This is a genomic window from Phytopseudomonas seleniipraecipitans, assembly GCF_900102335.1.
GTDB classification, from domain to species: domain Bacteria; phylum Pseudomonadota; class Gammaproteobacteria; order Pseudomonadales; family Pseudomonadaceae; genus Aquipseudomonas; species Aquipseudomonas seleniipraecipitans.
Map to the genome: position 1 here is coordinate 220288 of NZ_FNBM01000006.1, position 25778 is coordinate 246065.

The window sequence follows — 25778 nt, forward strand, 5'->3', positions numbered from 1 at the left end:
GATAGTTTCCGGTAGGCACGCTGACCCCGAGTTGATCTCGGGGTCATTATTTTCACATCGTCACTTGCGGACGACTGTAACGGGCTTCGTCATGGACTTTCTTCCTCTGTTCCACAAACTGCAGGGTCGTCGCGCTCTGGTGATCGGCGGCGGCGAGGTCGCCTTGCGCAAGGCGCGTCTGCTGGCGGATGCCGGCGCACTGTTGCGCGTGGTATCCCCTGAGGTTGGCGCGGAGTTGCGTGAGCTGGTCGAACATGGCGCTGGCGAACTGCTGGTGCGCGGTTATCTGCCGAGCGATTTGCAAGGCGTGTCGCTGGTCATTGCAGCGACTGATGATGTGCCACTCAACGCGCAGATATCCGAACAGGCACAGGCGCTTGGCATTCCAGTCAATGTGGTCGATGCGCCAGCACTGTGCAGCGTGATTTTTCCGGCCATTGTCGACCGTTCGCCGTTGATCGTAGCCATCAGCAGCGGCGGCGATGCGCCGGTGTTGGCGCGGTTGATTCGCGCCAAAATCGAAACGTGGATTCCGGCCACTTACGGTCAGCTGGCCGGCTTGGCGAAGATCTTTCGCGCGCAGGTCAAGAGCCTGTTTCCGGATGTGCAGCAGCGCCGCGTGTTCTGGGAAGACGTGTTTCAAGGGCAGATCGCCGAAAGCGTTTTCGCCGGCAAACTCGGCGAAGCCCGACGTATGCTGGAAGACAAGATCAACGGTGCCGCACCGCGCGCTCTAGGCGAGGTTTATCTGGTCGGGGCCGGCCCAGGCGACCCGGACCTGCTGACCTTTAGGGCCCTGCGCCTGATGCAGCAAGCCGATGTCGTGCTCTATGATCGCCTGGTCGCGCCGGCGATCATCGAGCTGTGCCGCCGCGATGCCGAGCGCATCTACGTGGGCAAGCGCCGCGCCGACCATGCCGTGCCGCAGGAGCAGATCAATCAGCGTTTGATTGACCTGGCCAAATCCGGCAAGCGCGTGTTGCGCCTCAAGGGGGGCGACCCGTTCATCTTCGGTCGTGGCGGTGAAGAGATCGAGCAATTGGCTGCCCACGGCATTCCTTTTCAGGTCGTGCCCGGCATCACCGCAGCCAGCGGCTGTTCGGCCTATGCTGGAATTCCGCTTACGCACCGTGATCACGCGCAGTCCGTGCGTTTCGTCACCGGCCACCTCAAGGATGGCAGCGCCGATCTGCCCTGGTCAGAGCTGATCGCGCCAAGCCAGACGTTGGTGTTTTATATGGGGCTGGTGGGCTTGCCGACCATCTGTAAGCAGCTGGTCGCTCACGGCCGAGCGGCCAGTACGCCGGCTGCGCTGGTGCAGCAGGGCACTACGGAGAATCAGCGGGTATTTACCGGCACCCTGGCCAACCTACCGGATTTGGTCGCTCGCCACGAGGTGCATGCGCCTACGTTGGTGATCGTTGGCGAAGTGGTGCAGCTGCGGGAAAAACTGGCCTGGTTCGAAGGCGCCCAGCAGTCAGGGCTGTAACAATTCTCTGACTTCAATCATGCAGGCCAGGCGCGATTGCGCCTGGCCTGCCCGACGCATCAGTCGCGATGCTTGCGGTTGACCGTTTGTGCAGCCTTGATCACATCGCTGCCAATCTCTGCTTCGAACTGCTGCCAGACTGGGCGCATGGCTTCACGCCAGGCATCACGCTGTTCGGCGGTCAGGGTAATGACCTGGCTCTTGCCTGAGGCCTCGATGCGACGGCGATCAGCCAGGTTGGCTTCTTCGGCCTGACGGTTCACCGCAAAGGTGACCTCGTCGATGATGGCCTCCAACTCGGTGCGGATCTGGTGAGGGATGCCATACCAGAAACGCGCGTTGCTGATCAGCATGTAGTCGAGCACACCGTGGTTGGTCTCGGTGATGAACGGCTGCACCTCGTGCAGTCGCTGGCTGTACAGGTTCGACCAGGGGTTCTCGGCACCCTGCACCTGGCCGCTCTGCAAGCCTTTGTAGACCTCGGCGAACGGCATTTTCACCGACTTCGCGCCCAACTGGGCGAACTGCGCATCGAGTACATTCGAGTTCTGGATACGGAAGCTCAGGCCAGTGGCATCGGCTGGCAGGCGCAGCGCCTTGGTGGCCGACATCTGTTTCATGCCGTTGTGCCAATAGGCCAGGCCGACAATATTCTGGTCTTCCATGGAACGGAGCAGCTGGCGGCCCTTGGCGCGTTTCTGGAAACGGTTGACGGCTTCCAGGTCATCGAACATGAACGGCAGATCGAAGACCTGCAGCTGCTTGGTGTACTTGTCGAATTTGGCCAGCGACGGGGCGAGCATCTGCACGTCATTGTTGCGCAGCGCCTCCAGCTCGTTGGCATCGCCATACAGCGAGGAGTTCGGATACACCTCGACCTTGACCTTGCCCTCCAGACGCTGATCGACCAGGCGCTGGAACATCAGGGCACCCTGACCTTTGGGGGTGTCGTCGGTCACCACGTGGGCGAGCTTGATGACCAGTGGGCCTTCTTGGGCAAGGGCAGCGTAGGAACTGAGCGTCAGGGCGCAGGCGGCCGCAACGGCGATCTTTTTGAACATGCGGGTGACCTTTTTTTATCGACTATTTTTAGGTCGGACACTGGTTGGCAGGAGCGTCCGTGCGAGAACCGATTTGGTTACTGGCAAAGTCTACTGCAATCATGACGCCAGATTTGTGACATCCGTCTGAGGCGGGGAAGAACGCTCGGCAGATTTGCTATCAGCCTTCAGTTTTCTGCGTTGTAGCCGCGTTTTTTGCGGCAATCCATTGCGACATGTACTGAGTGCTCTTGTGCTGATGGTGGCGAAGCATGGCGCCGATAAAATTGCCACGGCGATGCTGCTCACGGTTCATCAACAGCTCCTCGAGCCGGGCGATCAGCGCTTCGCCAAGACGGCCGCGCTCAAAGCGGCTATCGAGCAGAACGTGACCCTGCTGCTGCGCCTGCGCCCAGCGATCTTCGTCCTGATAGAACTGCACGGCAGCATCGGCGAACGCATGTGCGTCGGCGGCAACAGAACCCGGCCAGGGCAGCTCGCCATGCATGCCTTCGCTACCGATTGGCGTAGTGATGCTGGGAGTGCCGCAGGCCATGGCATCGGCCAGCTTGCCCTTGATCCCCGCACCAAAGCGCAGCGGCGCCAGGCAAACCCTGGCCTGGGCCATCACCCGGTGCGCATCGTCGACCCAACCGAGCACATGAAAGCCTTGTTTGGGGTTATGCAATGCCGTGGCCTTGGGCGGCGGGTAAGCACCGTAGACATGCAACTGAGCCTGCGGCAGGCGCGCGCGGATCAGGGGCCACAGGGCGTGCTTGAGCCACAGCACGGCGTCCCAGTTCGGCGCATGACGGAAGTTGCCGATGCTCAGAAAGTGCTGCCGGTCGGCGAACGGCAGTGCATTGTGCGTTGGTGGAATCAGCATCAACGCGCACTCGTGCAGCAGCGCAGCGGGTACGCCGAAATGCTCCTGCAGGAGCGCCATTTCGAAGCTGGAAATCATCAACGTTAGATCGCAGCGATAGATCGCTGCCACCTCGCGCTGCGCCATGTCGCTGTCGGCCATCACCTCGTACAGCACCTGCGGCGTGGCTTGCACGGGGCCAACCTGGTATCGCTCAGTTTCGTTCGCGCAGGCCTGCTGATTGGCTTTGAGCAGGGCGTGGCGGGTGTCACGCAAGCAGTGCAGGTCGCTGGTGTCGAGCACCCGCAAGGCTGTCGGCCAAGCGCGCTCGACGCGCCAGGCAAACTGTTCCTCGGTGAAGAAACGGTCGAACAGCACCAGATCCGGCTGCAGCTGCGCGACAAAGCCATCGAAACTGTCGCAATTGAGCGCAACCGCTACTTCCTCGATCTGCAGCTCACTCAGATCTGCGCGGTGTGATGAAAGCGCCGCGGCGCTGGCGAATGTGACGTGCCAGCCTTCGCCGCGAAACACCCCAAGCAGTTCGAGCATGCGGCTGCCCGCCGCGGACGAGCGGGGCTCCGGCCAGACGTAGCCGATGACCAGTACCTTGCGCATGAGCGGCTCAGCGCTTGCCGCGGATGCTGCGCCACAGCGTGAACAGCACCACAGCGAACAGCGCGGCGATGCTGGCCAAGGTCCAGACCGTGAAAGGCAGGCCGAGAATCTTGTAGTCGTTCTGGCCGCAGATGCCGCCGCTCATGAATACGCCCGGCCAATACTCGTGCAGCGGCAGGGTCTGGTAATAGAACGGGAAGGGCGAGCAGCTGAAGCTTTCCATGACGCCAAGTTCGATCAGCGTGACATGGGCGTTGTCGATCAATGCCATGCCACTGGCGGCGAGCAGCAGCGGCCAGAGCAGCACGGCTAGCCAGGTTTGCCGAGCGGCTGCAGCGGCGCTGAGCAGCAGCGCGAGCAGCGTTGTCAGTGCCAGCCACAGGCGGATCTGCACGCACAGCGTGCAGGGCTCCCAGCCAAACATGTGCTGCGCGATCAAGGCGCCGGCGAGCATGGCAGCGCTGGCCAGGGCAATCACCAGCAGCAGCGCGGCGGGCGTAGTGGAGCGGGACATGGAGTTCTCCAGAAATACGGGGCGGCCAGTACCGCGATCAGGTGCCGTTTGTACCGGAAGGTGGCGTGCGCGGCAATCGAGGATTCCGATGGAAATCATCATTTCAGTGACACATAACAATGCCCGCAGCTTTAGCGCCTTCAATGGCACAGGTTAAACAACATGGAACAACCCATCATAAAAAAGCCCCACGGTCAGGGACATGAACCGTGGGGCATCAAAGGCCAGCTACGCCAGCCGGGAGGGAACGGTACGCTCAGGTCTGTGGCTGCCAGCCGCCACCCAGCGCCTTGTAGATAGCGACAATGCCCTGGTACAGCTCGACCTCGGCCTGGGCTTGGCTGTCTTCAGCTGCCAGCCGCTCGCGCTCGGCATCGAGCAACACCAGAAAGTCAGCGGTACCTTCGCGATACTGCAATCCGGCCTGAGCCGCCGCCGCGCGACTGGCCTCCGACTGGCGCGCCAGGGCGAGCAGGCGTTCCTGACGTTTGCCGTAATCGCTGAAGGCGTTTTCAGACTCTTCCAGGGCGAGCAGCACCTGCTGCTCATAACCGGCCAGCGCGCCATCGGCATCTGCTTCGGAGCCGCGCAGGCGGGCGCGTACGCTGCCCAGGTCGAACGCGGCCCAACTGATGGTCGGGGCTACGCTCCAGGCACGCGCCGCTGACGAGCCCAATTGCGAGCCGCGGCCCGCGGTGAATCCAAGGAAGCCAGACAGGCTGACCCGCGGGAACAGGTCCGCGGTGGCCACTCCGACCTGGGCTGTGGCGGCGGCCAGTTTGCGCTCGGCGGCGCGAATGTCCGGGCGACGGCGCAGCAACTCGCCAGAGTCGCCGATCGGCAACGCCTTGGCGATAGCGGGCAGGGGACGCGGCGCCAGGTCCACGCTGAGCTGATCCGGCCGCTGGCCGAGCAGGGTAGCGATGCGGTTGCGGGCACGTACCTGTTCGGCCTGCAGGCGAGGCACCGTGGCTTCGGTCGCGGCCAGCCGCGCATCTGAGCGCAGCACGTCCAGTTCGCTGCCGACACCGGCCTCACGACGCCGCTCGATGATGTCCCGCGACGAACGCTGGTTCTCCAGGTCGTCCCGAGCAATACGCTCGCGCAGTTGAGCGCCACGTAGCGTTCCGTAGGCATCCACCAGCTCGGCAATCAGGCTGACTTGCAGTTGCTGGTAGTCGGCCTGAGCGACATCAATCTGCGCTTCGCTGGCTTCCAGTTGGCGCTGAATACGGCCGAACAAATCGAGCTCCCAGGCCATGTCCAGGCCCAGGTCATAACGCTCCGCATTGATTCGTTCCTCGGTCACGCCAGGTTGCTGGCCCTTGCCGATTTCGCTGCTGGCCCGGCTGGTCACCGTGGGCAAGCGGTCATTGGCGACATCGTCACGGATCGACCTGGCGGCGCGCAGGCGGGCGTAGGCCACACGCAGCTCACGGTTGTCCTGTAGCGACTGTTGCACCAGCTGGCTCAGGGTCGGGTCTTCGAACTGCTGCCACCATTGGGCTTCAAAGCGGCTGCTGTCGTAAGCGGCCCCGGCGCTGTGCGCCGAGGTCACGGTGGTGCTTTCCGGCGCCTGGTAGTCAGGGCCGACCGCACAGGCGGTAAGCGCCAGGGCCAGGGCAGTCAGCAGCAGGCTACGAGGGATCATGTCGGTCAGCGAATTCATGCTTGCACCTCCTGCACACGTGCAGCCTTGCGTGCCTCGCGTTTTTCCACGAATGCGCGGATCAGCACATAGAACACTGGCGTCAGCAACAGGCCGAAGAAGGTCACCCCGAGCATGCCGCTGAACACCGCGACGCCCATCGCATGACGCATTTCCGCACCGGCGCCGCTCGACAACACCAGGGGCACCACGCCCATGATGAACGCGAAGCTGGTCATCAGGATCGGCCGCAAGCGCAGGCGGCAGGCTTCCAGCACCGCAGCGACGCGATCGAGGCCATGCTCCTGTTGCTCTTTGGCGAACTCGACGATCAGGATGGCGTTCTTGCACGCCAATCCCACCAGTACGATCAGTCCGATCTGCGTGAAGATGTTGTTGTCACCGCCCGCCAGGATCACACCGGTGATGGCCGACAGCAGCGTCATCGGCACGATCAGGATCACCGCCAGCGGCAGGCTCCAGCTTTCGTACTGAGCAGCCAGCACCAGGAAGGCCAGCAGCACACAGAGTGGGAACACGAACAGCGCTGTGTTGCCGGCGAGGATCTGCTGATAGGTCAGCTCGGTCCACTCGAAGCTCATGCCGTTGGGCAGTTCTTCCTTGAGCAGTTTGGCCATTGCCGCTTCGGCCTGCCCGGAGCTGTAGCCAGGCGCCGCCGCACCGTTGATTTCCGCGGTGATGAAGCCGTTGTAATGCATCACCCGGTCGGGGCCGGAGCTATCGCTGACCTTCACGAAGGTCGACAACGGAATCATCTCGCCGCGGTTGTTGCGCACCTTCAGTTGACCAATCTGCTCGGCCTCCAGGCGGAACTGCTGATCGGCCTGCACGTTGACCTGGTAAGTGCGGCCAAAACGGTTGAAGTCGTTGGCGTACAGCGAACCGAGGTAGACCTGCATTGTGTCGAAGATCTGATCGATGTCCACGCCGTGGGTCTTGGCCTTCTCACGGTCGATGTTGGCCTCCACCTGCGGCACGTTGACCTGGTAGCTGGTGAACAAGCCGGCCAATTCTGGTACCTGACGGCTCTTGGCGATGATGTTCTGGGTTTGTGTGTACAGCTCGTCATAGCCGAGATTGGCGCGATCCTGAATCTGCACGCGGAAGCCGCCGATGGTGCCAAGGCCCATCACCGGTGGTGGCGGGAAGATGGCGATATAGGCTTCCTGAATGCCGGCGAACTGCCCATTGAGCTCGGCCGCGATGGCATTTGCGCTCAAGGATGGGTCCTTGCGGTCGCCAAAATCTTTCAGGGTGACGAACACGATGCCGCTGTTCGGGCTGTTGGTGAAACCGTTGATCGACAGCCCAGGGAAGGCCACAGTGTTGGCCACGCCGGGGTGCTTGGAGGCGATGTCGGACATGCGCTTGATAACCGCTTCGCTGCGGTCCAGGCTGGCAGCGTCCGGCAATTGCGCGAAGGCGACCAGATACTGTTTGTCCTGCGGCGGCACGAAGCCGGTCGGCGTGCTGGCGAAGCCCAGGTAGGTCAGGCCCATGAGGCCCGCATAGACGATCAGGGCGATGCCGCTGCCACGCAATACGCGGCGCACGGTACCCACGTAACCATTGCTGGCCCGCTCGAAAACGCGGTTGAACGGCGCGAACAGCCAGCCGCCGAACAGACGATCCAGGCCACGGGAGAAACGGTCCTTGGGCTCGTGGTGACCTTTGAGCAGCACCGCAGCCAGGGCCGGCGACAGGGTCAGGGAGTTGAAGGCCGAGATCACCGTGGAGATGGCGATGGTCAGCGCGAATTGCTGATAGAACTGCCCGGTAAGGCCGGAAATGAACGCCGTCGGGATGAACACCGCGCACAGCACCAGGGCCGTGGCGACGATAGGGCCGGTTACTTCCTTCATCGCCTGCTTGGTAGCCTCGACCGGCGTCTTGCCGAGCCCGATGTTGCGCTCGACGTTCTCCACCACGACGATGGCGTCGTCCACCACGATGCCGATCGCCAGTACCAAACCGAACAGCGACAGGGCGTTGAGCGAGAAGCCGAACATGTGCATCACCGCGAAGGTGCCGATCAGCGACACCGGCACCGCGGCCAGGGGAATGATCGAGGCGCGCCAGGTCTGCAGGAACAGGATCACCACCAGCACCACCAGCACGATGGCCTCGAGCAGGGTGTGCACCACCGCCTCGATGGAGCCGCGTACGAAGATGGTCGGGTCGTAGACGATTTCGTAATCCACGCCCTGGGGGAAGCTTTGCTTCAGTTCAGCCATGCGCTCACGCACCGCATCGGAAATGGCGATGGCGTTGGAACCCGGGCGCTGAAAGATCGGCATGGCCACCGCAGGCTGGTTGTTGAGCAGCGAACGCAGGGCATATTGCTCGGAGCCCAGCTCAATCCGTGCAATGTCCTTGAGGCGAGTGATTTCACCGTTCTCGCCAGCACGGATGACGATGTTCTCGAACTCTTCTTCGCTGACCAGGCGGCCCTGGGCATTGATCGACAGCTGGAAGCTGGTGTCACTGGCGGCGGGCGGTGCGCCCAGCGAGCCGGCGGCTACCTGGCGGTTCTGCTCACGGATGGCGTTGACCACGTCGGTGGCGGTCAGCCCGCGCGAGGCGACCTTGTCCGGGTCCAGCCAGACGCGCATCGAGTAGTCACCGAGGCCGAACAGACGCACATCACCGACACCGTCCAGACGTGACAGCTCGTCCTTGATGTTCAACGCGGCGTAGTTGGACAGGTAGAGCATGTCGTAGGTGTTATCCGGCGACGTCAGATGGACCACCATGGTCATGTCCGGCGAGGCCTTGTCGACCGTCACGCCGAGGCGCTGAACTTCGGTCGGCAGCGTCGGCATGGTGCGCGTCACACGGTTCTGAACCTGCACCTGCGCGGTGTCCAGATTGGTACCCAGCGCGAAGGTGATGGTCAGCGTCATGCGGCCATCGTTGTTGGCCTGCGACGACATGTAGAGCATGCCCTCGACGCCAACGATGGCCTGTTCCAGGGGCGAGGCAACGGTTTCACCGATGACCTTGGGGTTGGCACCTGGGAAGTTGGCAGTCACCACCACGGTGGGCGGTACGACTTCCGGGTATTCGCTGATCGGCAGCTGGAACAGCGAGATGGCTCCGCCGATCAAGATGATCAACGACAGCACGGCGGCGAAGATCGGCCTTTGGATGAAGAACTGGGAAAAGTTCATCGCAGGTGTTCCTTTGTTTAGCGGACACAGTCCAGCCTGCCCACGCCATCATCGGCGCGAGCAGGTTCTAGGGGATATGTAAGGGGGAGGGCGAGGCCCAGGTTGTTACTTGAGGCTGACCTTCAGCGGCTGATCATCACGCGCGGCACGGGCCGTAGCCACCGCACGGCGTTGGCGCTCAAGTGCCGCGAGGGTTTTCTCGTCGGCCATCGGCACGGCTTGCGGGTCTACGGTGCTGCCCGGTATTGCTCGCTGCAAACCGTTGACCACGATGCGTTCGCCCTTGGCCAGGCCATCGCGGACGATACGCAGCCCCTCCAGCTTCGGCCCTAGTTTCACGGAGCGGTAGACGACCTTGTTGTCCGAACCGAGCACCAACACGAACTTCTTGCCGAGATCAGTACCGACGGCGACATCCTGAATCAGGGTGGCGTCGTAGGTGCTGCTGCCGACCAGCTTCAACCGCGCATAAAGGCCTGGAGTGAAGCGTCCATCGGCGTTGTCGAACACCGCACGGCCGCGGATGGTGCCGGTTCGCGGGTTGACTTGGTTATCGAGAAAGTCCAGTTGGCCAAGGTGCGAGTTGCCGTCTTCGTTGGACAGGCCCAGGTACACCGGGCTCTTGCCGCGGCTATCCTGGCCGGACTGGCGGGCCAGCTCGGTGTACTTGAGGAATGCACGCTCGTCGGCGTCGAAGTAGGCATACACCTTGTCGGTGGATACCACGGAGGTCAGCAGTGACTCACTGGCGGTAACCAGGTTACCGGCGGTGACCTCGGCCCGGCTGACGCGGCCATTGATGGGCGCGATCACGCGCGTGAAGCTGAGGTTGAGACGGGCGTTATCGAGTTCGGCCTGGATGCCAGCGACGGCAGCCTGAGCTTCCTGGGCAGCGGTTTTACGGGCGTCGGCGAGCTCGGTGGAAATCGCATTGCCCTCACGCAGACGCTCGCCGCGGCGCGCTTCGCTGACGGTGCGAGCCTGATTGGCGCGAGCTTGCTGCAGCTGGGCGTCGAGACGCTTGACCTCGGCCTGGAAGGGGCGCGGATCGATCTGGAACAGCAGGTCGCCTTTCTTAACCAGGGCGCCTTCGGTGAAACTCACCTTGTCGACGAAGCCCGAAACCCGTGGGCGAATCTGGACCGATTCTGGCGCTTCGAGACGACCTGTGAACTCGTCCCACTCGTTGAGCGGTTGTTCGATGACTTCGGCAACGCTGACTTTCGCTGCGGGCATCTGCTGCTGCGCAACGTCCTCGCTCTTGCCGCAAGCGGCAAGCACCAACGTCGCGGCCAGTGCCAGGGGGAAGTGCCAGAGCTTGGTGTTGGGCTGTTCCATGATTACGATCCGCCAAGGTGTAGTGATGGAGGCGGAGTCTGGTCCCGGCAACATCCGGGAACGAATCGAACGGCGCGAAGATAGATATCACTGCGAATGATGATATTACGTTTTGGAATATAAATAGCAAGCTAGCTATCTATAGAGCATAGGCCGAGCGCTTACCATCTCGCTATTCGAGACTGTCGGGGTCGCCAAAGAACATCTGAATGCGCGAGCGTAGCCAGCGCTCGGCCGGGTCATTGTCCTGCGCACCGCGCCAGGCCATGGACATCTCGAAGCTGCTGCTTTCGAACGGCGGGTCCTCGGCGCGCAAACCGCCGGCCGCAGTGAGCGTGGCGGCTGTGTAATCGGGAACCACAGCTATCAGATCGGTGCCAGCGAGCAGGGTGCCCAGGCCGTTGAACTGTGGCACGGCCAGCACGACCTTGCGGCTGCGGTCGAGACGGGCCAATTGCTCGTCGACGAAACCATTGAGGTCACCCGCGAACGACACCATTGCATGGGGACGTGCGCAGTATTCATCGAGGCTCAGGGTGCCTGGCACTGCATCGGCACGCAGCAACTTGGGCTTGCTGCGGCGCAACGTCTTGCGTTTGGCGTTGGCGGGCAATTCCTCGGTGTAACTGACTCCGACGGATATCTCACCGGACGCCAGCAGGTTAGGCATCAGCAGGTAATTGGCACGGCGCACCACCAGCACCACGTTGGGCGCTTCGGAGCGCAGGCGGCGGAGCAGGGCAGGCAACAGGGCGAACTCGACGTCGTCGGACAAACCGACACGAAACACCGCAGTGCTGGTCGCAGGATCGAACTCCGAAGCGCGGCTCACCGCCGTCGAGATCGAATCGAGCGCCGGCGAGAGCAGGGCGAAGATCTCCTGCGCACGGGCAGTGGGCTCCATGCTCCGACCAGTGCGCACGAACAGCGGATCATCGAACAGGCTGCGCAGGCGTGACAGCGCTGCGCTGATCGCTGGCTGACCGAGGAACAGCTTTTCCGCTGCGCGGGTCACGCTGCGTTCGTGCATGAGTGTTTCGAACACGATCAACAGGTTGAGATCGAGACGGCGCAGGTCGTTGCGGTTCATCCGGGTACCAATGTGCGGGCTTGCCAGAGCGGGACGCTAGTGAGAGCCTTGTACGCCAATAGTACGAGCACTTGAGCGAATTGGGGAAGACACCGGTCTCATCGATATATCCACACGTTCTAGCGGCCTTTATCACTGCCAGGCATGACGACTATCAATAGTCGCGGGTGGTGCAGGTAGAGGTCAGCAGATAAAGTCGATTCCAGTGAATACCCAATCCGCGATCAGTTGAGGTTGACGATGTCCCGCATGATCCGTTTCCACAAGTTCGGCGACGCCAGCGTATTGCAGTGCGAAGAAGTGCCGACACCTACCCCCGCTGCGGGGGAGGTACTGGTACGCGTCCAAGCCCTCGGGGTTAGTTGGGGCGACGTATTGTGGCGCCAGAATCTGGCGTCGGAAGAAGCCAAATTACCTTCGGGTGTCGGTGCGGAACTGGCCGGCATCGTAGAAGCTGTGGGCGACGGCGTTGACGACCTCGCCGTCGGCACACCGATTGCCGCGTTCCCGGCCAGCACGCCTAATCGCTACCCGACCTGGGGCGACCTGGTGGTTGTGCCGCGTTTTGCCGTCACGCCGTACCCGGACGTGTTGTCGCCGCTGGAAGCCAGCGTGCACTACACCGGTCTGCTGTTCGCCTATTTTGCGATGGTCGATCTGGCCAAGCTCCAAGCCGGGCAGCACGTGCTGATCACCGAAGCCTGCCATTGCCTGGCGCCGCAGTCGGTACAGCTGGCCAAGGCGTTGGGCGCCAAGGTGATCGTATCAACCAGCGTGCCGGACAGCCGCGAGTTCCTACGCGAGCTGGGCGCCGACAAGATCATCTTTACCGAAGAGCAGGATCTGGTGCTGGAAGTTGAGCGCTACACCGAAGGCAAGGGCGCCGAAGTGATCCTCGACCATTGCGCCGGCCAGCAGCTGAAACTGCTCGGTGACGTGGCGGCGACGCGCGGCAAGCTGATTCTGTACGGCATCAATGGTGGCAACGATGCAGCGTTCCCGGCATGTGCGGCGTTCAAGAAGCATCTGCAGTTCTTCCGCCATTGCGTGCTGGATTTCACCGGCCATTCGGAGCTGGGTATCGAGCCGGATTACGCCGCCGTGCAGCGAGCGCTTGATCACATCAACGCGCTCACCGCTGAGGGCTTGTTGAAACCACGTATCGACAAAACATTCCCGTTCGATGAGTTTGTCGATGCACACCGCTACATGGAAGCCTGTCCGGAACGCGGCCGCGTCGCCCTGACGCTGGAGTGATCCGCAGCACAGCGAAAGAAGCCCGGCATAGACCGGGCTTTTTTCTGGGGCGACACATCCCTGTGTCAGGAACCAAGCCTAGCGCGCGCCAGTGAAGGTTTGATGACCATCGCGGCGCTGCATGCCCGCACTAGCTGCTTTCGCGAACACGCAATTCAAAGCCCAGATCGATACTCGGCGCGCCTGCGCGGCCATCGAGCATTTTCAGCAGCAAATTGGCGGCTTCTCGGCCCACTTCAGTGCGTGGCGTGTGGATCGAAGACAGGCGAGGAACGGTGTGCGCAGAGGCCGGCAGATCATTGAAGCCCACTAGGGCGACGCGCTCTGGCACCGATATCGAGCAGCGCTGCGCCTCGAATAACGCGCCCTGTGCCAGGTCATCGTTGCAGAAGAAGATACCGTCGACATCCGGATGGCGCTGCATGAGCTCGCGAAATAGCTGGCAACCTAGCGCAATGGATGAGGGCAGGGGATGCAGCAGCTCTAGCGCCGGGTCATAGACGCCGGCGGCCTGCAAAGCCCGTCGAAATCCCTCACCCCGTTGCATTACGCGCGGGTCCAGCTGTGCGGCAACGTAAGCGAGCCGGCGGCGACCCTGCTGCAGCAGATGCTTGGCCACGGCCTCACCGGCCGCCTGCTGGGAAAAGCCTACGCTGGCGATGCCTGGTGCGCTGTTCAATTCCATCATGTGCACGCATGGGATTCGGCTGGCGGCGAGCAATTGCCGCGTACCTTCGGTGCGGTCGAAACCGGTCAGCAACATGCCCATTGGCCGATACGGCAAGTAGTTGCGGACCAGCCGTTCTTCCTCGTCGCGGCAATAGTGGTAGTCGCCGATCAGCACTTCAATTCCGCGTGGACGCATGACTTCATGAATCGCATCCAACGGCTCGATGAACAACTGGTTGGACAACGAAGGAATTAGCACGACCACTGAGGTGCTGCGCGCCGACGCGAGGGTGCGCGCCGCGGGGTTGGCCACATAACCCAGCTCGTTGGCCGCCTTGCGCACCCGCTCGGCTAGGTCCGCGCCCACCGTCGCCACGCCGCGCAACGCCCTTGAGGCGGTGATGGTAGACACACCGGCACGTGCGGCAACCTCTGCCAGCGTGGGCATACCTAGCGTTCGGGAGTTACTTTGCGTTGGAGATTTCATCGCGAGGGGGCTTGTCACGGGCTGGAATTGGCGATTAAGGTAGCGCTGTCTCGGTGTCTTAGCAATGATGAGTGCAAAGCGCTCACGGCCCCGGTTCATTGTCCCTAGCGATTAAAAAGTACAATTCGAAGCAGCCGTTGCGCAGATTTTTTAGGTCTTCAAGATAGCGCTGTCTTCCGCTGGAGTTGCGATATGAATAACCCTATAAGCGCCCTGGTTGTGATGGGCGTCTCTGGCTGCGGAAAGAGCTGCGTTGGCGAGTCGATCGCCGAACAGGTCGGCGGCTACCTCATCGAGGGTGACACGTTTCACCCGCCTGCCAACATCGAGAAAATGAGCAAGGGCATTGCGTTGACCGACGATGATCGCGTCGACTGGTTGACCCGTCTTGGCCAGGAACTCGCCACTGCCTTGAAAACTCACGAGAGGCCGCTACTGGCTTGCTCTGCACTCAAACGCAAATACCGAGACCGACTGCGCGAAGCCGTGCCAGGTCTGGGCTTCGTGTTCCTCGAACTGTCACGCGAAGAAGCTGCAAGCCGCGTGGGTAACCGCCCAGGCCACTTCATGCCTGCCAGTCTTATCGACAGCCAGTTTGCCACGCTGGAATCGCCACAAGGCGAACCGGCGACATTGACCCTGGATGCCACATTGCCCATCGAGACGCTTGGCCAACAGGCCGCCGATTGGTGGCAGGCAGCCAATACCATTCGCTGATAACACAGCACCATGCTTCTCCCATAACAAAGACAAGTGGAGGCGACATGAATACTCTTCAAAACGCTCGGCTCGCCGAGCAACCTCGTTACAGGGCCCTGACCGATAATCTCGCCCGATACAGCCGAGCGGCTGTAGCTGCAGAGGAGGGTGGCCGTCATGAATGAGGCTACTCTTGGCGCAGGTCCTCTGCTGGGCATAGCGGCTGGTGCGGTTCTCCTGCTGCTGTTGCTGATCATCCGCTTCCGCCTGCATGCCTTTTTGGCGCTGGTACTGGTCAGCATCGCGACGGCGCTGGCCACCCAGGTTCCCTATGACAAGGTGGTGCCAACCTTATTGACCGGGTTCGGCTCCACACTGGCAGCGGTAGCCTTGCTGGTCGGCCTGGGCGCGATGATTGGCCGGTTGCTGGAAATCACTGGCGGCGCGCAGGTGCTCGCCGACACGCTGATCAACAAGTTCGGTGAAAAGCGCGCGCCATTCGCACTGGGCATCGCCTCGCTGCTGTTCGGCTTCCCGATCTTCTTCGATGCCGGCTTGATCGTCATGCTGCCGATCATCTTCAGCGTGGCCAAGCGGTTCGGTGGCTCGACACTGACCTACGCGCTGCCGGCCGCCGGTGCTTTCGCGGCGATGCATGCCTTGGTGCCACCGCACCCGGGGCCAGTCGCAGCTGCCGATCTGCTAGGCGCCAACATCGGCCTGCTGGTCATTGTTGGGGCAATAATCGCTTTGCCAACCTGGTACTTCGGCGCCTACCTGTTCGGTCTGTGGGCCGGCAAGCGATTCAACCTGAAGATACCCAGCAGCTTCCTGACCGATGTAGAGCGCGATACCAGCGTGGCGCCGCCGCCGTTCTCCCTGGTAATGACCATTCTGTTGCTGCCGCTGGTGCTGATTTTCCTCGACACGGGCCTCAACACGCTCAGCGTGATGGGCACGATTGACGGCAGCAGCGACTGGGTGCAATTCCTGCGCATGATCGGCAAGACGCCGGTAGCGCTGCTGATTACCGTGCTCTTCGCACTGATAGCGTTCAGCGGCCGCCATACCCGCAAGCACCTGGAAAAAGTCTGCGAAGGCGCTCTCGGTCCGATCTGCTCGATCATTCTGGTGACCGGGGCAGGGGGCATGTTCGGTGGTGTGCTGCGTAGCAGCGGCATCGGCGATGCACTGGCAGCCACGCTGTCCGATACAGGCCTGCCGGTGATCGTCGCCGCCTTCGTTATTTCTGCCGCACTGCGTGTGGCCCAGGGTTCCGCCACGGTAGCGCTCACCACAGCCGCGGCGCTGATGGCTCCGACGGTCGCCGCAACGCCAGGCCTGAGCGAATTCGACCTGTGCTTTATCGTGGTCGCCATCGCAGGCGGCGCAACGGTGCTGTCCCACGTCAACGACTCGGGCTTCTGGCTGGTTTCTCGCTTCCTGGAAATGGACGAGAAAACCACACTGAAAACCTGGACGGTGATGGAAACCTTGCTGGGTGGCATTGCGTTCCTGCTGGCCCTGATCGGTAGCCTCATCCTTTAACAAGACCGCACATCCGGGCGTTCACGACAGGCCACATGCCGTTCGTGAGCGCCCGGATGCGTTTGGGTGCATCAGCCTAGACGTAGCCGATGAATAACCTACAGTAAATGAAAGGGACTGCAGCCTGATCCAGCGACAGGAAGCCGCCAGGTGTCATTCACGGAGCGTTTTCCATGTCGATCTCGACCAGCAGAGCCACTGCCTTCAGCCATACCAGCAAAAGCGGATCGCATGAGGTGCATCTCGAATTTATCTGGGCGCACGAAATGGGCGGCGTAGCACAAGCGGTCGTCGCCACGTTTGCAGACGGCAACGGCGAGCAATGCAAACAGTTCATCCTACAAGGGCCATTCAGCGAATCCGGCAGCGCCCGCAAGGCAGTAATTGCGAAAGCGGATGCCTGGTTCAATTGTGGCCGAGAGTGATGAGCCAGATATGCAGATGTAAAAAATGAGGACTGAATGAATAAACGCATCATCATCCGCGCTGCAAAGGCCACCGTACTCGTCGGTGGTTTTTTCTGTGCATGCCTGTTGGTCTTTATCGTCGTCGGCATTTTGATGGGAGCCTAGCGGTTATTACTGTCCAGTCGGATAGCAGGTGTTCACGATTCATTCGGCGCGATGGTTAGCTAGCAGGATTTCGCTCCAGAAGCGTCGATGCCTAGTTTCGCATAATGTATATTATGTTAAATTACGATTATCACGATGATAGCCATCCAACAATTCTGCGATCTATATCGCTCCCCACTCTGATGGCTCAAGGCGTTCGGAGCCACTTTGCCCGGCACAGCGAAAACCAGGCTTCACCTCACACTGCCAGACCCTGATCTCTTGTTGCCTGCCAACCGCAGCGTGCGCTTCACTCCAACGCAAACTCATCGTTGCCCAAGCCCCATTCCTGTCCGCTGCGTGCGCACTGCATCCAGCCGCTGCGCCAGTGAGCGATAGCGCGCCGTTTCGCTGAATGCATCGGCTGCCTTGTACGAGCCGTAGATGCTCAGGTGGCCCGACTCATCCAGGCCGAACGGTATGTTTTCATGGGTTACGTCCGAAGGCCGACCGCTGATGTGAAAAAGGTCATCACGGGCCAGGAATATGGCGTTGCCCAGGCGATTGACCACCCCCGCCAACTCGGTGTTGGCCAGGCGTGCGGACACGTCTCGCTGTTTGCCGTATTTGTGGATGTCGAAAGGGATATCGAACAGCAACGTCCGGGCGTAGCGATCCGCGACATTGACGTCGAAGTTGGTCGGGGTCGGCATCACGATCAGTAGCGGCGCCCTCCCCGACGTTCGGCGTATCGCCCGGTATACGCCATTCATCTTGCGCTGATGGCGAATTACGCCCCACGAGCCGGCGAAAATGATCAGGTCATAACGATGAGCGCCGGCCTTCAGGTAGGCACGATTGAGCAAACATTGCGCATAGGCCCGGCTGCTGGTTGGCCCGGTAAAGGCCTGGCCTTCCGCGGGAAAACACCAATCGCTGGCTACCGACTGCACGTCGATGGACAGCCTCTTGCCGATCGCATCCCAGAACGGCGCGTAATGGCCTGCGAACGAGTCGCCAATGAGCAGCGCTTTGAGCTGACCATCCTGCGCGCCGATGCGACAAAGCTGACCGCGGCTGCCGACCGGCAGCGTGGCAATAGTCTCGACGCTATAGAAGCACCAGCCGTTGGTGACTATCGGCATCGACAGCTCTGCCGAGGCACGTCGAAAATCGGCCGATAGCCGAGCTGGAACACCGTTGGCGACAACCGTCAGCATCGCTGCGAGCGCTATGCCGAAGAGCATGCCCAGCCTGGTCGCTGGCTGCGTACGCTGTAGCAGCCCATCGCTGCGGGTAATGCCAAGCTCGATGAACCGATAGGAAAGATGTCCTGCGGCCACGGATGCCAGGATGCCGATCACCAGCCACAGCGGCTGATTCTCCAGGCTGAAGTAACCCAGCCACACCACGATTGGCCAGTGCCAGAGGTAAACCGAGTACGAGGTGCGGCCGAGGTACTGCGCGACCCGGTTATCGGTCAGCGCACATCGCTGGTGCCCCGCAGCAACGAACAACCCGCTGCCTAGCACTGGAATGAGCGCCAGATAACCAGGCCACAGGGTTTCTTCACTCACCAGCAGAGCGGCAGCCAGGATCAGCGCCAAACCCGCCCACGCCATCAACCGCTGCTGGTGATCCTTCAGCCTGAGTGGAAACAAATACACCAAGGCGCCGACCAGCATCTCCCAGGCCCTGGCCGGCAGCAGATAAAACGCGCCAGATGGCGAGTACAGCGTGCCCACCACATTGATGGTGAAGGACAGCAGTACGGCGACAATAATCAGCCAGCGCAACATTTTCTGGCCGACAAAACGCGCCAACACGGTCAGCAGAATCGGGTAAAGCAGGTAGAACTGCCACTCGTTCGACAGCGACCAGGTATGTAACAACCACAGGTCGTGAGCGCTCTCCTGGAAATACCCGCCCGTTTTCCAGAACAGTACATTGGAAACGAACGTCAGGGCCGCGATCACCTGCTGCCCGAGGTCCATGTATTCGCTTGGCATCAGCAGGAACCAGCCCGCCACGAGCACCGCCACGCAGAGCACCGCCAGAGCCGGCACGATGCGCCGGCAGCGTTCCAGGTAGAACGTCGCGAAACTGAAACTGCCGGACAGCTGACGCGAGACGATGATCCCGGTCATGAGATAACCGGATATCACGAAGAAGACATCTACACCGATGAACCCACCAGCTACCGGTGCAACGCCGAAGTGAAACAGCACCACCAACGCTACTGCGACGGCACGCAGCCCGTTGATATCCGATCTGAAATGCATACCACGACCTCTCGCCGCGCATGCGCACCTAGTCAGAGCCTTACTGCTTGAAAGGTTACGTACTACCGTAGGTATCGCGATTTACAGGTCATCCGATCGCTGCGTTACGCAGCGGCTATCGAACGAGTGTTAGACGCCAACGCTGATTCCACTGAAGGACAACGCCAGGCAGCGAATCCAGCTGGCGCTTGAACTGGGCGCCTCTGCCCTGCTCTTCCAATAACGGGCAACGTTGATCAGCCTCAGATTGGTCAGCCTCACAGCCCGCGCAAGCAACCCAAGGCGAGGCCTAGAGAAGCACCCTGGCCAGGTCGCAGCAAGAAAATTTGCGAGCCCGCCGTTTCCGCGCGACGGGCTGTAGGTGGTTGCCGCTTACTGCGCAAAAACCAGCGCAATGGCTGTGCTGAGTAACCGCCGACCAGTTGCTGACGCCAGTAAAATCATCACGCTGCGCAGAGAAAGGCACGCTCGAACGCGCCTTGGTGCGAGTTACTTCATCCCAATGCGTTGCCGCATCTCCCGAGTGATCGTCTGCCTGGTGGCAGCCAATCCCGCCCACGGATCCTCTTCCAGCTCATTCAGGCGTTGGTGCAGATTGACGATCGTCCAGCTGTTGGCGGCTTTCAGCTCGCTGACTTCTTCGCGACGAATCGGCACGGAGACGGGTAAACCTTCTCTGGCGCGCACCGAGTAGGCACAGATGGTCGTAGCGCCAAGGCCGTTGCGCAGGTAGTCGATAAAGATGCGTCCCACTCGGTTCTTGGGGCCGGCGACTGCGGAGAATCGGTCGGGAATAAGCCGGGCCATGTATTTCACGATGCTGTGGCTGAATGCTTTCACGTCCTGCCAGCTGTCTTTCGGCGTGAGCGGCACGACGATATGGATGCCCTTGCCTCCGCTGGTCTTGAGAAACGATTGGAGGCCCAGCTCGTCGAGCACCGTCAGCGTCAGTTGGGTGGCTTCGACCATGCTTTTCCATGGCAACGACGGGTCGGGATCGAGATCGAGCACGAAGCGATCGGGCCGCTGCAGGTCAGCGCTTGTGGCATTCCAGGTATGCAATTCGATCGTGCTCATCTGAACAGCGCCCAGCAGTGCCTCGGGGCTGTTGATCACCATTGCGGGGTGCTTAGCCTGGGCCTTGCTGATCGAGTCGATACCGGGAATAGCCAGGCCTTCCGGGTTCTTCTGGAAGAACAGCTGAGCGCCGATACCTTCAGGCGCCCGCACCAGTGCCACCGGGCGGTTTGCCAGTTGCGGGACGATCCAATCGACGGTGCGCACGTAGAATTCGGCCAGATCCCGCTTGGTCAGCCCGCTGCTGGGGTCTATCACCCGATCAGGATGGGTGAGCCGCAGATGAGGCTCTGGACTATTGCTGCTACTAGTCCGTTTGGCGGGCTTGGCAGCAGCCGGTGATGCGCCCTGCTCCGCCGCGCCTTTCTGAACGATGCGCTTGGCTCGCTCCTCGGTAATCTCGGTAGCCGGTTTGTCCGTGCGAAGCCCTTGAAAAACGGCATGCCTGACGATGCCATCCTGCGTGATTTGCGCGAAGGCGATTTCCGCGAGCAACACGGGTTTTAGCCAATACACACCGCGGGCGTCCGCCCCTGTCGGCGGGTTGGCTACCGCAGGTGCCTTGGTTTCCAGCGGCTGCAGTCGGCCATGAATCGAGTTCAATGTCGATTCGCTGAAACCGGTGCCCACCTTGCCGGCGTATCTCAGTTCTCCGGAGCTCGACTCATGCAGCGCAAGCAGCAGCGCGCCGAACTTGGCGCGCGCGCCTTTGGGAGCTGTGTAGCCCACCACGACGAACTCCTGTCGCCTTTGGCATTTGAGCTTGATCCAGTCATCGCTGCGTCTGGATCGGTATGCGCTGCCCACCCGTTTGCCGATGAGACCTTCCATTTGCATCTGGCAGGCACTGTTTAGCAACGCTTCAGGTGCTTCCTCGAAATCGTCGGAGAAACGCAAAAGCCGGGACGGCGATTTGCTTAGCAATGCGGCCAAGACCTCACGGCGCTGCTCCAGCGCGGTGCTGCGCAAGTCGACGCCATTCAGGTACGGCAGATCAAACACGTAGTAGAGAATGTTGCCGCTGCGTTGCGTCTCGAAGGCATTCTGCAGCGCCTGGAAATCCGGCAGCCCGTTTTCGTTCGGCACCACCATCTCGCCGTCGAGCCAGCCGTTTTCGATACCCAGCGCCGAGACTGCTGCAACTTGTTCGGGGAGCTTGTCAGTCCAGTCGTGGCCGTTTCGAGTAAAGCACCTCACCTCGCCATCAAGGATTCGGGTAAGGATGCGGTAACCATCAAATTTGATCTCGAAACGCCATTCACCGGGCGGCGCAGACTCCACCAATGTGGCCAGTTGCGGTTTCAGGCTGTCGGGCATAGGCCTATCCACAGCCTGTACGGAACGTTTTTTTGCCACCTGCTTGGCTGGGGTTTGGGGTTTTTCGGGCTCAGGCGAACCGGCGCTGCTTGCGGTACGTGTGCCCTGCCCTTGCCGCTTGCCCGTCTGCCCACGTTTTTGCTTACGGCTGCTGATCTCCACCCAGGTCGGCGCATGATCGCTAGGGTGGTCCTCACCTCGTACCCAGGTGTCCACTCCGGCCGATGCAAGATAGGGAGCGAGTGCGGGATTGAGCAGCAGGTGGTCGATGCGCAGCCCTGAATTGGTCTGCCAATGGCGCCGGAAATAATCCCAGTAGGTGAATAGCTGCTCCTCTGGATGCAGATGCCGAAGCGAGTCCACCCAGCCTTGGTCCAGCAGACGCTGATAGCACTCGCGGCTTTCCGGCTGCAGCAACGCATCCTTCAGCCAGGAGCGTGTGTTGTAAATATCGAAGTCAGTCGGCACGACATTGAAGTCACCGGCAAGTACTACGGGATGCTCGCTGGCCTGCAACGTTCTGGCATGTTCGATAAGGTGCTGGAACCACGCGAGTTTGTAATCGAACTTGGGGCCTGGGCGTGGGTTGCCGTTCGGCAAGTACAGACACGCAACGATCACACCGTGGGCGGCCGCTTCGAGGTAGCGTGCCTGCTTGTCCGATTCGTTACCCGGCAACCCTCTGCGAATCTCCAGCGGCTGCGCATCGCGGGCCAGGATGGCAACCCCATTCCAGGCGGTTTGCCCCTGGTACACCACACCGTAACCGGCCGCCTCGATATCCTTTGCCGGAAAGGATTTGTCAGCGGCTTTGAGTTCTTGCAGGCAGACGATGTCCGGTGCTTCGCGCTCCAGCCAAGTCAGCAGGTTGGGCAACCGCGCGTTGATGCCATTGATATTGAAGGTGGCGATCCGAAGGCGCTTCATCGGGGGCTCCCTGAACATTCGTCATAGGCGTATGACCCGCCGATGCGGCTATCAGTCCCAGAGAATGATCAGGGCGTTCGCAGGCGTATTGCCGAGCGAACGTGCGCTGCGCCTGCCAGAGGCCGGAGCCGCCTGCTGCTGCCGGGCGGTTTGTTGCTGCGGTAAAAATGTGCCGTCTGCATGTCGTGCGTAGAGGGCCTGATGACTTGAACGTGACGCCCTCAAACCTGCACGCAAGTGCTCTGCGTTCTGCTCGAAGCCAGCGGCTTGAGCACACTGAGCAGCCCCAGTAATGCCAGCCCAGCGCCCACCCACAGCGGGGCACGCAGACCATAACCGGCCTCGATCGCCGCACCGCCGCCCCAACTGCCCAGCGCCAGGCCGGCGGTGATGACCGACGTATGCAGCGTGTTGACCAAAGGCCCAGACTCGGCCGCTTTCATGACGCGGGCAACCATTGCCGGGTTCAGTGCTACGCCGGTCAGACCGATGGCGATGAAACACGCGATATTCAACCAGAACTGCTCGCCGGCCAGCGCGAAGCCAATCAATGCGAGCATCAGCATCACCAGGCCCCAGGTCACTGCCGTGAGGGTGTGACTATCGGCATAGCGCCCCACGACCATATTGCCCAGCAGGTTGGCGACGCCATACAGGGCCAGCAACGGCGCAACCATTCCCGGCGCCACGCCGACCTCGTCGATCAGAATCGGTGTGCAATAGCTGAAGGCCGCGAAGGTTGCGCCGATGATCAACCCGCTGGTGAGGTAAGCCGCCCATAGGCTGCGATTACCCAGTGTCGCCCACTGCCGCTTCAAGCTGGTTTCGTTCCCGTCGCCAGCCGGCAGGCGCAGCGCCGCGAATGCGGTGCAGATAAGGGCAAGCGCGACCACTGCCCAGGAGCTGGCACGCCAGCCATAGTGATGTTCGATCCAGGCAGTCATCGGCACACCGGCCACTGGCGACAGCATCAGCCCCGCCAGCACCACCGAGACTGCCCTGCCCCGCGCTTCTCGAACGACCATCGCAGCGCAGACGGTCATGCACAAACCGATACAGGCGGCGCTTGCCACGCCCATGACGATTCGCGCCAAGGCAAGCACCGGATAGCTCGGCGCGGCCGCTGCCAATGCGCCGGCGGCGATGTAAAGCGTCAGTAGCCCCACCAGCGCGCGCTTGTTACTGATACCCCGGGCAAGCAGCAGGACAGTCACAGGCGGGCCGCCGAGGGCCATCCCCAGGGCATAGAAAGCGATGAGATTGCCGACCTCCGCCAGGCTTACCGAGAAGGCCTCGGCCAGCGCCGGCATCATGCCGGCGACCATGAATTCGGCGGTAACCAGCGAGAAGATGGTGGCGCCCAGCAGGTAGACGGTGACGGGCAGTTTGGAGCGGCTGGTCATAAATTATTCAGGCAGCGAAGAAGGCCGGCCACCCTATGCATTGTTGAACAAATGGTCAATTAATTGCTGCGCAAAGCTGCCCGTCGGGAACCTGGCAGGCGCTCATATGGAGCTGTTTCGCCCCCACGATCAGCAGCTACTGCAGGCTCACTGCCATCGGCAAAGGTCGCTACCTATGCTCAGAAATATCGAGTGTTATCGTGTGGCTTTAGGGCGGATCAACGGGCAGGTCGAGCAGTATTCCACCGGGTTGCTGGCCTGGTAGTAGAAGCAGCAGGTTCGGCGAAAACGCACCGCGCGCGTGCCGTTGTCGAGCAGGGTCACTGGGCGATTGAAGTGCGCCAGCGGGTTGTAGTCGAGGCCGAACACGCTGGCAGGCGCCTCGTCTGTCAGCCAGCGCAAATCCTCGGCGCACCTTTGGCGGGTTGCCACGCACTCCAGCTTGGCCAGGCGTTTCTCATACAGCGAATAGACCCGCACCGCGGTGTTTTCCCAAAGAATGCGCCGCGACACCCCGGTGACCCCGTGGAGGCTGCGCCACAGCGGCTGCAGCAGGCCGGCGAACAACTGCGTGGCAATCGCCAGCCGCCATGCCTCGCGCTGCTCTGGCGGCACAACCGCTGCGTCGAGGCTGCGCAGTGGCAACGACGATGCCCACAAGCCGTCGTCGTGGCCGTACTCGATATAGGTATTGTCCAGCGACAGCGTCAGGCCCTTGTCGTAGGCCGACATCGCGTACAAGCAGGCACCGGTGAGCAGAAACGATAGGCGTTTGCCGAGCAGCGAGGCAGTGATGCGTCGCGACGGCGAGCCGATCACCGGCCCCAGCTCATCCAGCAGCGCGCTGCACACGGCGTCGTTCAACAGCTCGCTGGCCACCAGGCTGCGCGGAACATCCCGCTCAGCTTCGCTGCGCAGGCGTAATTGCCCGGCGAGCACCTGCCATTCCTGCGTGCTAAAACCAGCTAGCGGGTTCATCGTGGAATGTCCCGGCCGAAGGGAATGCACAGCGGCGTGTGGAAGAACGGGTCGGGAATGATTCGGCAATCGAGATCGAACACCGTCTTGACCAGCGCCTCGGTGAGGATGTCCGCGGGCGTGCCCTGGGCGTAGGCGGTGCGCTGGTGCACGGCGATCATGTGATCGGCGTAGCGACAGGCCAGGTTGAGGTCGTGCAGCACCATGATGATGGTCTTGCCCTCCTCCCGGTTGAGTTCGCGCAGCAGGTCCAGCACCTCGATCTGGTGAGCCAGATCGAGAAAGGTAGTTGGCTCGTCGAGCAGCACCAGCTCGGTTTCCTGCGCCAGGGTCATGGCGATCCAGGCACGCTGCCGCTGGCCTCCGGACAGGGCATCAACGGGGCGATCGGCCAGGTCATCGAGACTCGTCCGGTTCAGCGCGCGGGCTACCGCCGTTTCGTCGTTGGCGGACCACTGTTGCATCCAGCTCTGGTACGGATAGCGCCCCAGCGCCACCAGTTGCCGCACGCTGATGCCTTCGGGCGGCACCGGCATTTGCGGCAGAATCGCCAGTTCGCGGGCCACCGCGGCGGTCGGCTTGCGCTGGATATCGGCGCCATTGAGGATCACCGTTCCCGCCTGCGGCTTGAGCAGCCGTGCGAAGGATTTGAGCAAGGTGCTTTTGCCGCAACCGTTGCTGCCGATCAGCACCGACACCTTGCCACGCGGCACCTGAAGGTCCAGCGACTCGATGATGGTCTGGCGCTGATAGGCCAGCGTCAGGTTATGGCTCTCGATCGAAGTCATGT

At 61.5% G+C, this 25778-nt stretch carries 18 protein-coding genes; 5 read left to right on the forward strand and 13 right to left on the reverse strand.

Going from position 1 to position 25778, the window contains the following annotated elements:
* The first annotated feature begins 91 nt into the window (after window positions 1-91).
* On the forward strand, window positions 92-1489 hold the full coding sequence (gene cysG, locus BLS60_RS14630; protein WP_092369374.1) for a siroheme synthase CysG: 1398 nt from the start codon (window positions 92-94) through the stop codon (window positions 1487-1489).
* Window positions 1490-1548: 59 nt separating this feature from the next.
* Here cysG and BLS60_RS14635 read toward each other — a convergent pair whose 3' ends face one another.
* The 7 genes from BLS60_RS14635 to BLS60_RS14665 all read right to left on the reverse strand — a co-directional run bounded on the left by BLS60_RS14635 (window position 1549) and on the right by BLS60_RS14665 (window position 11793).
* On the reverse strand, window positions 1549-2550 hold the full coding sequence (locus BLS60_RS14635; protein WP_070883733.1) for a TRAP transporter substrate-binding protein: 1002 nt from the start codon (window positions 2548-2550) through the stop codon (window positions 1549-1551).
* A gap of 160 nt (window positions 2551-2710) precedes the next feature.
* The gene (locus BLS60_RS14640) at window positions 2711-4012 is read right to left on the reverse strand and encodes a glycosyltransferase (RefSeq protein ID WP_092369377.1); all 1302 of its coding nucleotides are present in this window, start codon (window positions 4010-4012) and stop codon (window positions 2711-2713) included.
* Window positions 4013-4019: 7 nt separating this feature from the next.
* The gene (locus tag BLS60_RS14645) at window positions 4020-4526 is read right to left on the reverse strand and encodes a disulfide bond formation protein B (RefSeq protein WP_092369380.1); all 507 of its coding nucleotides are present in this window, start codon (window positions 4524-4526) and stop codon (window positions 4020-4022) included.
* 256 nt (window positions 4527-4782) lie between these two features.
* On the reverse strand, window positions 4783-6195 hold the full coding sequence (locus BLS60_RS14650) for an efflux transporter outer membrane subunit (RefSeq protein WP_092369383.1): 1413 nt from the start codon (window positions 6193-6195) through the stop codon (window positions 4783-4785).
* Complete coding sequence (locus BLS60_RS14655; protein ID WP_070883730.1) at window positions 6192-9365, reverse strand: efflux RND transporter permease subunit; 3174 nt, start codon at window positions 9363-9365, stop codon at window positions 6192-6194. Before BLS60_RS14655 ends, BLS60_RS14650 begins: the two co-directional genes overlap by 4 nt.
* A 105-nt stretch (window positions 9366-9470) precedes the next feature.
* Entirely contained in the window at window positions 9471-10703 is a 1233-nt protein-coding gene (gene mexE, locus BLS60_RS14660; RefSeq protein WP_092369386.1) for a multidrug efflux RND transporter periplasmic adaptor subunit MexE, read from the reverse strand.
* Between the two features lie 172 nt (window positions 10704-10875).
* Window positions 10876-11793, reverse strand: a complete 918-nt coding sequence (locus BLS60_RS14665) for a LysR family transcriptional regulator (protein ID WP_070883728.1) — start codon at window positions 11791-11793, stop codon at window positions 10876-10878.
* A 240-nt stretch (window positions 11794-12033) separates the two neighbouring features.
* Here BLS60_RS14665 and BLS60_RS14670 point away from each other — a divergent pair, with 240 nt between their 5' ends.
* Window positions 12034-13050, forward strand: a complete 1017-nt coding sequence (locus BLS60_RS14670; RefSeq protein WP_070883727.1) for a zinc-dependent alcohol dehydrogenase family protein — start codon at window positions 12034-12036, stop codon at window positions 13048-13050.
* 130 nt (window positions 13051-13180) lie between these two features.
* Here the strand turns inward: BLS60_RS14670 and gntR are convergent, their stop codons facing one another.
* Complete coding sequence (gene gntR / locus BLS60_RS14675; RefSeq protein WP_070883726.1) at window positions 13181-14206, reverse strand: HTH-type transcriptional regulator GntR; 1026 nt, start codon at window positions 14204-14206, stop codon at window positions 13181-13183.
* A 192-nt stretch (window positions 14207-14398) separates the two neighbouring features.
* Here gntR and BLS60_RS14680 point away from each other — a divergent pair, with 192 nt between their 5' ends.
* The 3 genes from BLS60_RS14680 to BLS60_RS14690 all read left to right on the forward strand — a co-directional run bounded on the left by BLS60_RS14680 (window position 14399) and on the right by BLS60_RS14690 (window position 16878).
* The gene (locus BLS60_RS14680) at window positions 14399-14923 is read left to right on the forward strand and encodes a gluconokinase (protein ID WP_070883725.1); all 525 of its coding nucleotides are present in this window, start codon (window positions 14399-14401) and stop codon (window positions 14921-14923) included.
* 159 nt (window positions 14924-15082) lie between these two features.
* The gene (locus tag BLS60_RS14685) at window positions 15083-16453 is read left to right on the forward strand and encodes a GntP family permease (protein WP_092369389.1); all 1371 of its coding nucleotides are present in this window, start codon (window positions 15083-15085) and stop codon (window positions 16451-16453) included.
* A gap of 173 nt (window positions 16454-16626) precedes the next feature.
* On the forward strand, window positions 16627-16878 hold the full coding sequence (locus BLS60_RS14690) for a hypothetical protein (RefSeq protein WP_092369392.1): 252 nt from the start codon (window positions 16627-16629) through the stop codon (window positions 16876-16878).
* Window positions 16879-17330: 452 nt separating this feature from the next.
* On the opposite strand, the gene BLS60_RS14695 is transcribed toward BLS60_RS14690, so the two are convergent.
* From BLS60_RS14695 to BLS60_RS14715, 5 genes are all read right to left on the reverse strand, one after another.
* Complete coding sequence (locus BLS60_RS14695) at window positions 17331-19286, reverse strand: acyltransferase family protein (RefSeq protein ID WP_092369395.1); 1956 nt, start codon at window positions 19284-19286, stop codon at window positions 17331-17333.
* A gap of 489 nt (window positions 19287-19775) precedes the next feature.
* Window positions 19776-22607 carry a DNA ligase D gene (ligD, locus tag BLS60_RS14700; protein ID WP_092369398.1) on the reverse strand — a complete coding sequence of 944 codons (2832 nt, stop codon included), beginning with the start codon at window positions 22605-22607 and terminating at the stop codon, window positions 19776-19778.
* Between the two features lie 221 nt (window positions 22608-22828).
* On the reverse strand, window positions 22829-24010 hold the full coding sequence (locus tag BLS60_RS14705) for an MFS transporter (RefSeq protein ID WP_092369402.1): 1182 nt from the start codon (window positions 24008-24010) through the stop codon (window positions 22829-22831).
* 195 nt (window positions 24011-24205) lie between these two features.
* Window positions 24206-24988, reverse strand: coding sequence for an IucA/IucC family C-terminal-domain containing protein (locus tag BLS60_RS14710; RefSeq protein ID WP_092369405.1), 783 nt, complete (start codon window positions 24986-24988; stop codon window positions 24206-24208).
* Window positions 24985-25776 carry an ABC transporter ATP-binding protein gene (locus BLS60_RS14715; RefSeq protein WP_092369408.1) on the reverse strand — a complete coding sequence of 264 codons (792 nt, stop codon included), beginning with the start codon at window positions 25774-25776 and terminating at the stop codon, window positions 24985-24987. Before BLS60_RS14715 ends, BLS60_RS14710 begins: the two co-directional genes overlap by 4 nt.
* Window positions 25777-25778 lie beyond the last annotated feature (2 nt).

Coding starts and splice junctions, on each gene's coding strand:
- cysG (WP_092369374.1), top strand. CDS start 92: ATGGACTTTCTTCCTCTGTTCCACAAACTGCAGGGTCGTCGCGCTCTG.
- BLS60_RS14635 (WP_070883733.1), bottom strand. CDS start 2,550: ATGTTCAAAAAGATCGCCGTTGCGGCCGCCTGCGCCCTGACGCTCAGT.
- BLS60_RS14640 (WP_092369377.1), bottom strand. CDS start 4,012: ATGCGCAAGGTACTGGTCATCGGCTACGTCTGGCCGGAGCCCCGCTCG.
- BLS60_RS14645 (WP_092369380.1), bottom strand. CDS start 4,526: ATGTCCCGCTCCACTACGCCCGCCGCGCTGCTGCTGGTGATTGCCCTG.
- BLS60_RS14650 (WP_092369383.1), bottom strand. CDS start 6,195: ATGAATTCGCTGACCGACATGATCCCTCGTAGCCTGCTGCTGACTGCC.
- BLS60_RS14655 (WP_070883730.1), bottom strand. CDS start 9,365: ATGAACTTTTCCCAGTTCTTCATCCAAAGGCCGATCTTCGCCGCCGTG.
- mexE (WP_092369386.1), bottom strand. CDS start 10,703: ATGGAACAGCCCAACACCAAGCTCTGGCACTTCCCCCTGGCACTGGCC.
- BLS60_RS14665 (WP_070883728.1), bottom strand. CDS start 11,793: ATGAACCGCAACGACCTGCGCCGTCTCGATCTCAACCTGTTGATCGTG.
- BLS60_RS14670 (WP_070883727.1), top strand. CDS start 12,034: ATGTCCCGCATGATCCGTTTCCACAAGTTCGGCGACGCCAGCGTATTG.
- gntR (WP_070883726.1), bottom strand. CDS start 14,206: ATGAAATCTCCAACGCAAAGTAACTCCCGAACGCTAGGTATGCCCACG.
- BLS60_RS14680 (WP_070883725.1), top strand. CDS start 14,399: ATGAATAACCCTATAAGCGCCCTGGTTGTGATGGGCGTCTCTGGCTGC.
- BLS60_RS14685 (WP_092369389.1), top strand. CDS start 15,083: ATGAATGAGGCTACTCTTGGCGCAGGTCCTCTGCTGGGCATAGCGGCT.
- BLS60_RS14690 (WP_092369392.1), top strand. CDS start 16,627: ATGTCGATCTCGACCAGCAGAGCCACTGCCTTCAGCCATACCAGCAAA.
- BLS60_RS14695 (WP_092369395.1), bottom strand. CDS start 19,286: ATGCATTTCAGATCGGATATCAACGGGCTGCGTGCCGTCGCAGTAGCG.
- ligD (WP_092369398.1), bottom strand. CDS start 22,607: ATGAAGCGCCTTCGGATCGCCACCTTCAATATCAATGGCATCAACGCG.
- BLS60_RS14705 (WP_092369402.1), bottom strand. CDS start 24,010: ATGACCAGCCGCTCCAAACTGCCCGTCACCGTCTACCTGCTGGGCGCC.
- BLS60_RS14710 (WP_092369405.1), bottom strand. CDS start 24,988: ATGAACCCGCTAGCTGGTTTTAGCACGCAGGAATGGCAGGTGCTCGCC.
- BLS60_RS14715 (WP_092369408.1), bottom strand. CDS start 25,776: ATGACTTCGATCGAGAGCCATAACCTGACGCTGGCCTATCAGCGCCAG.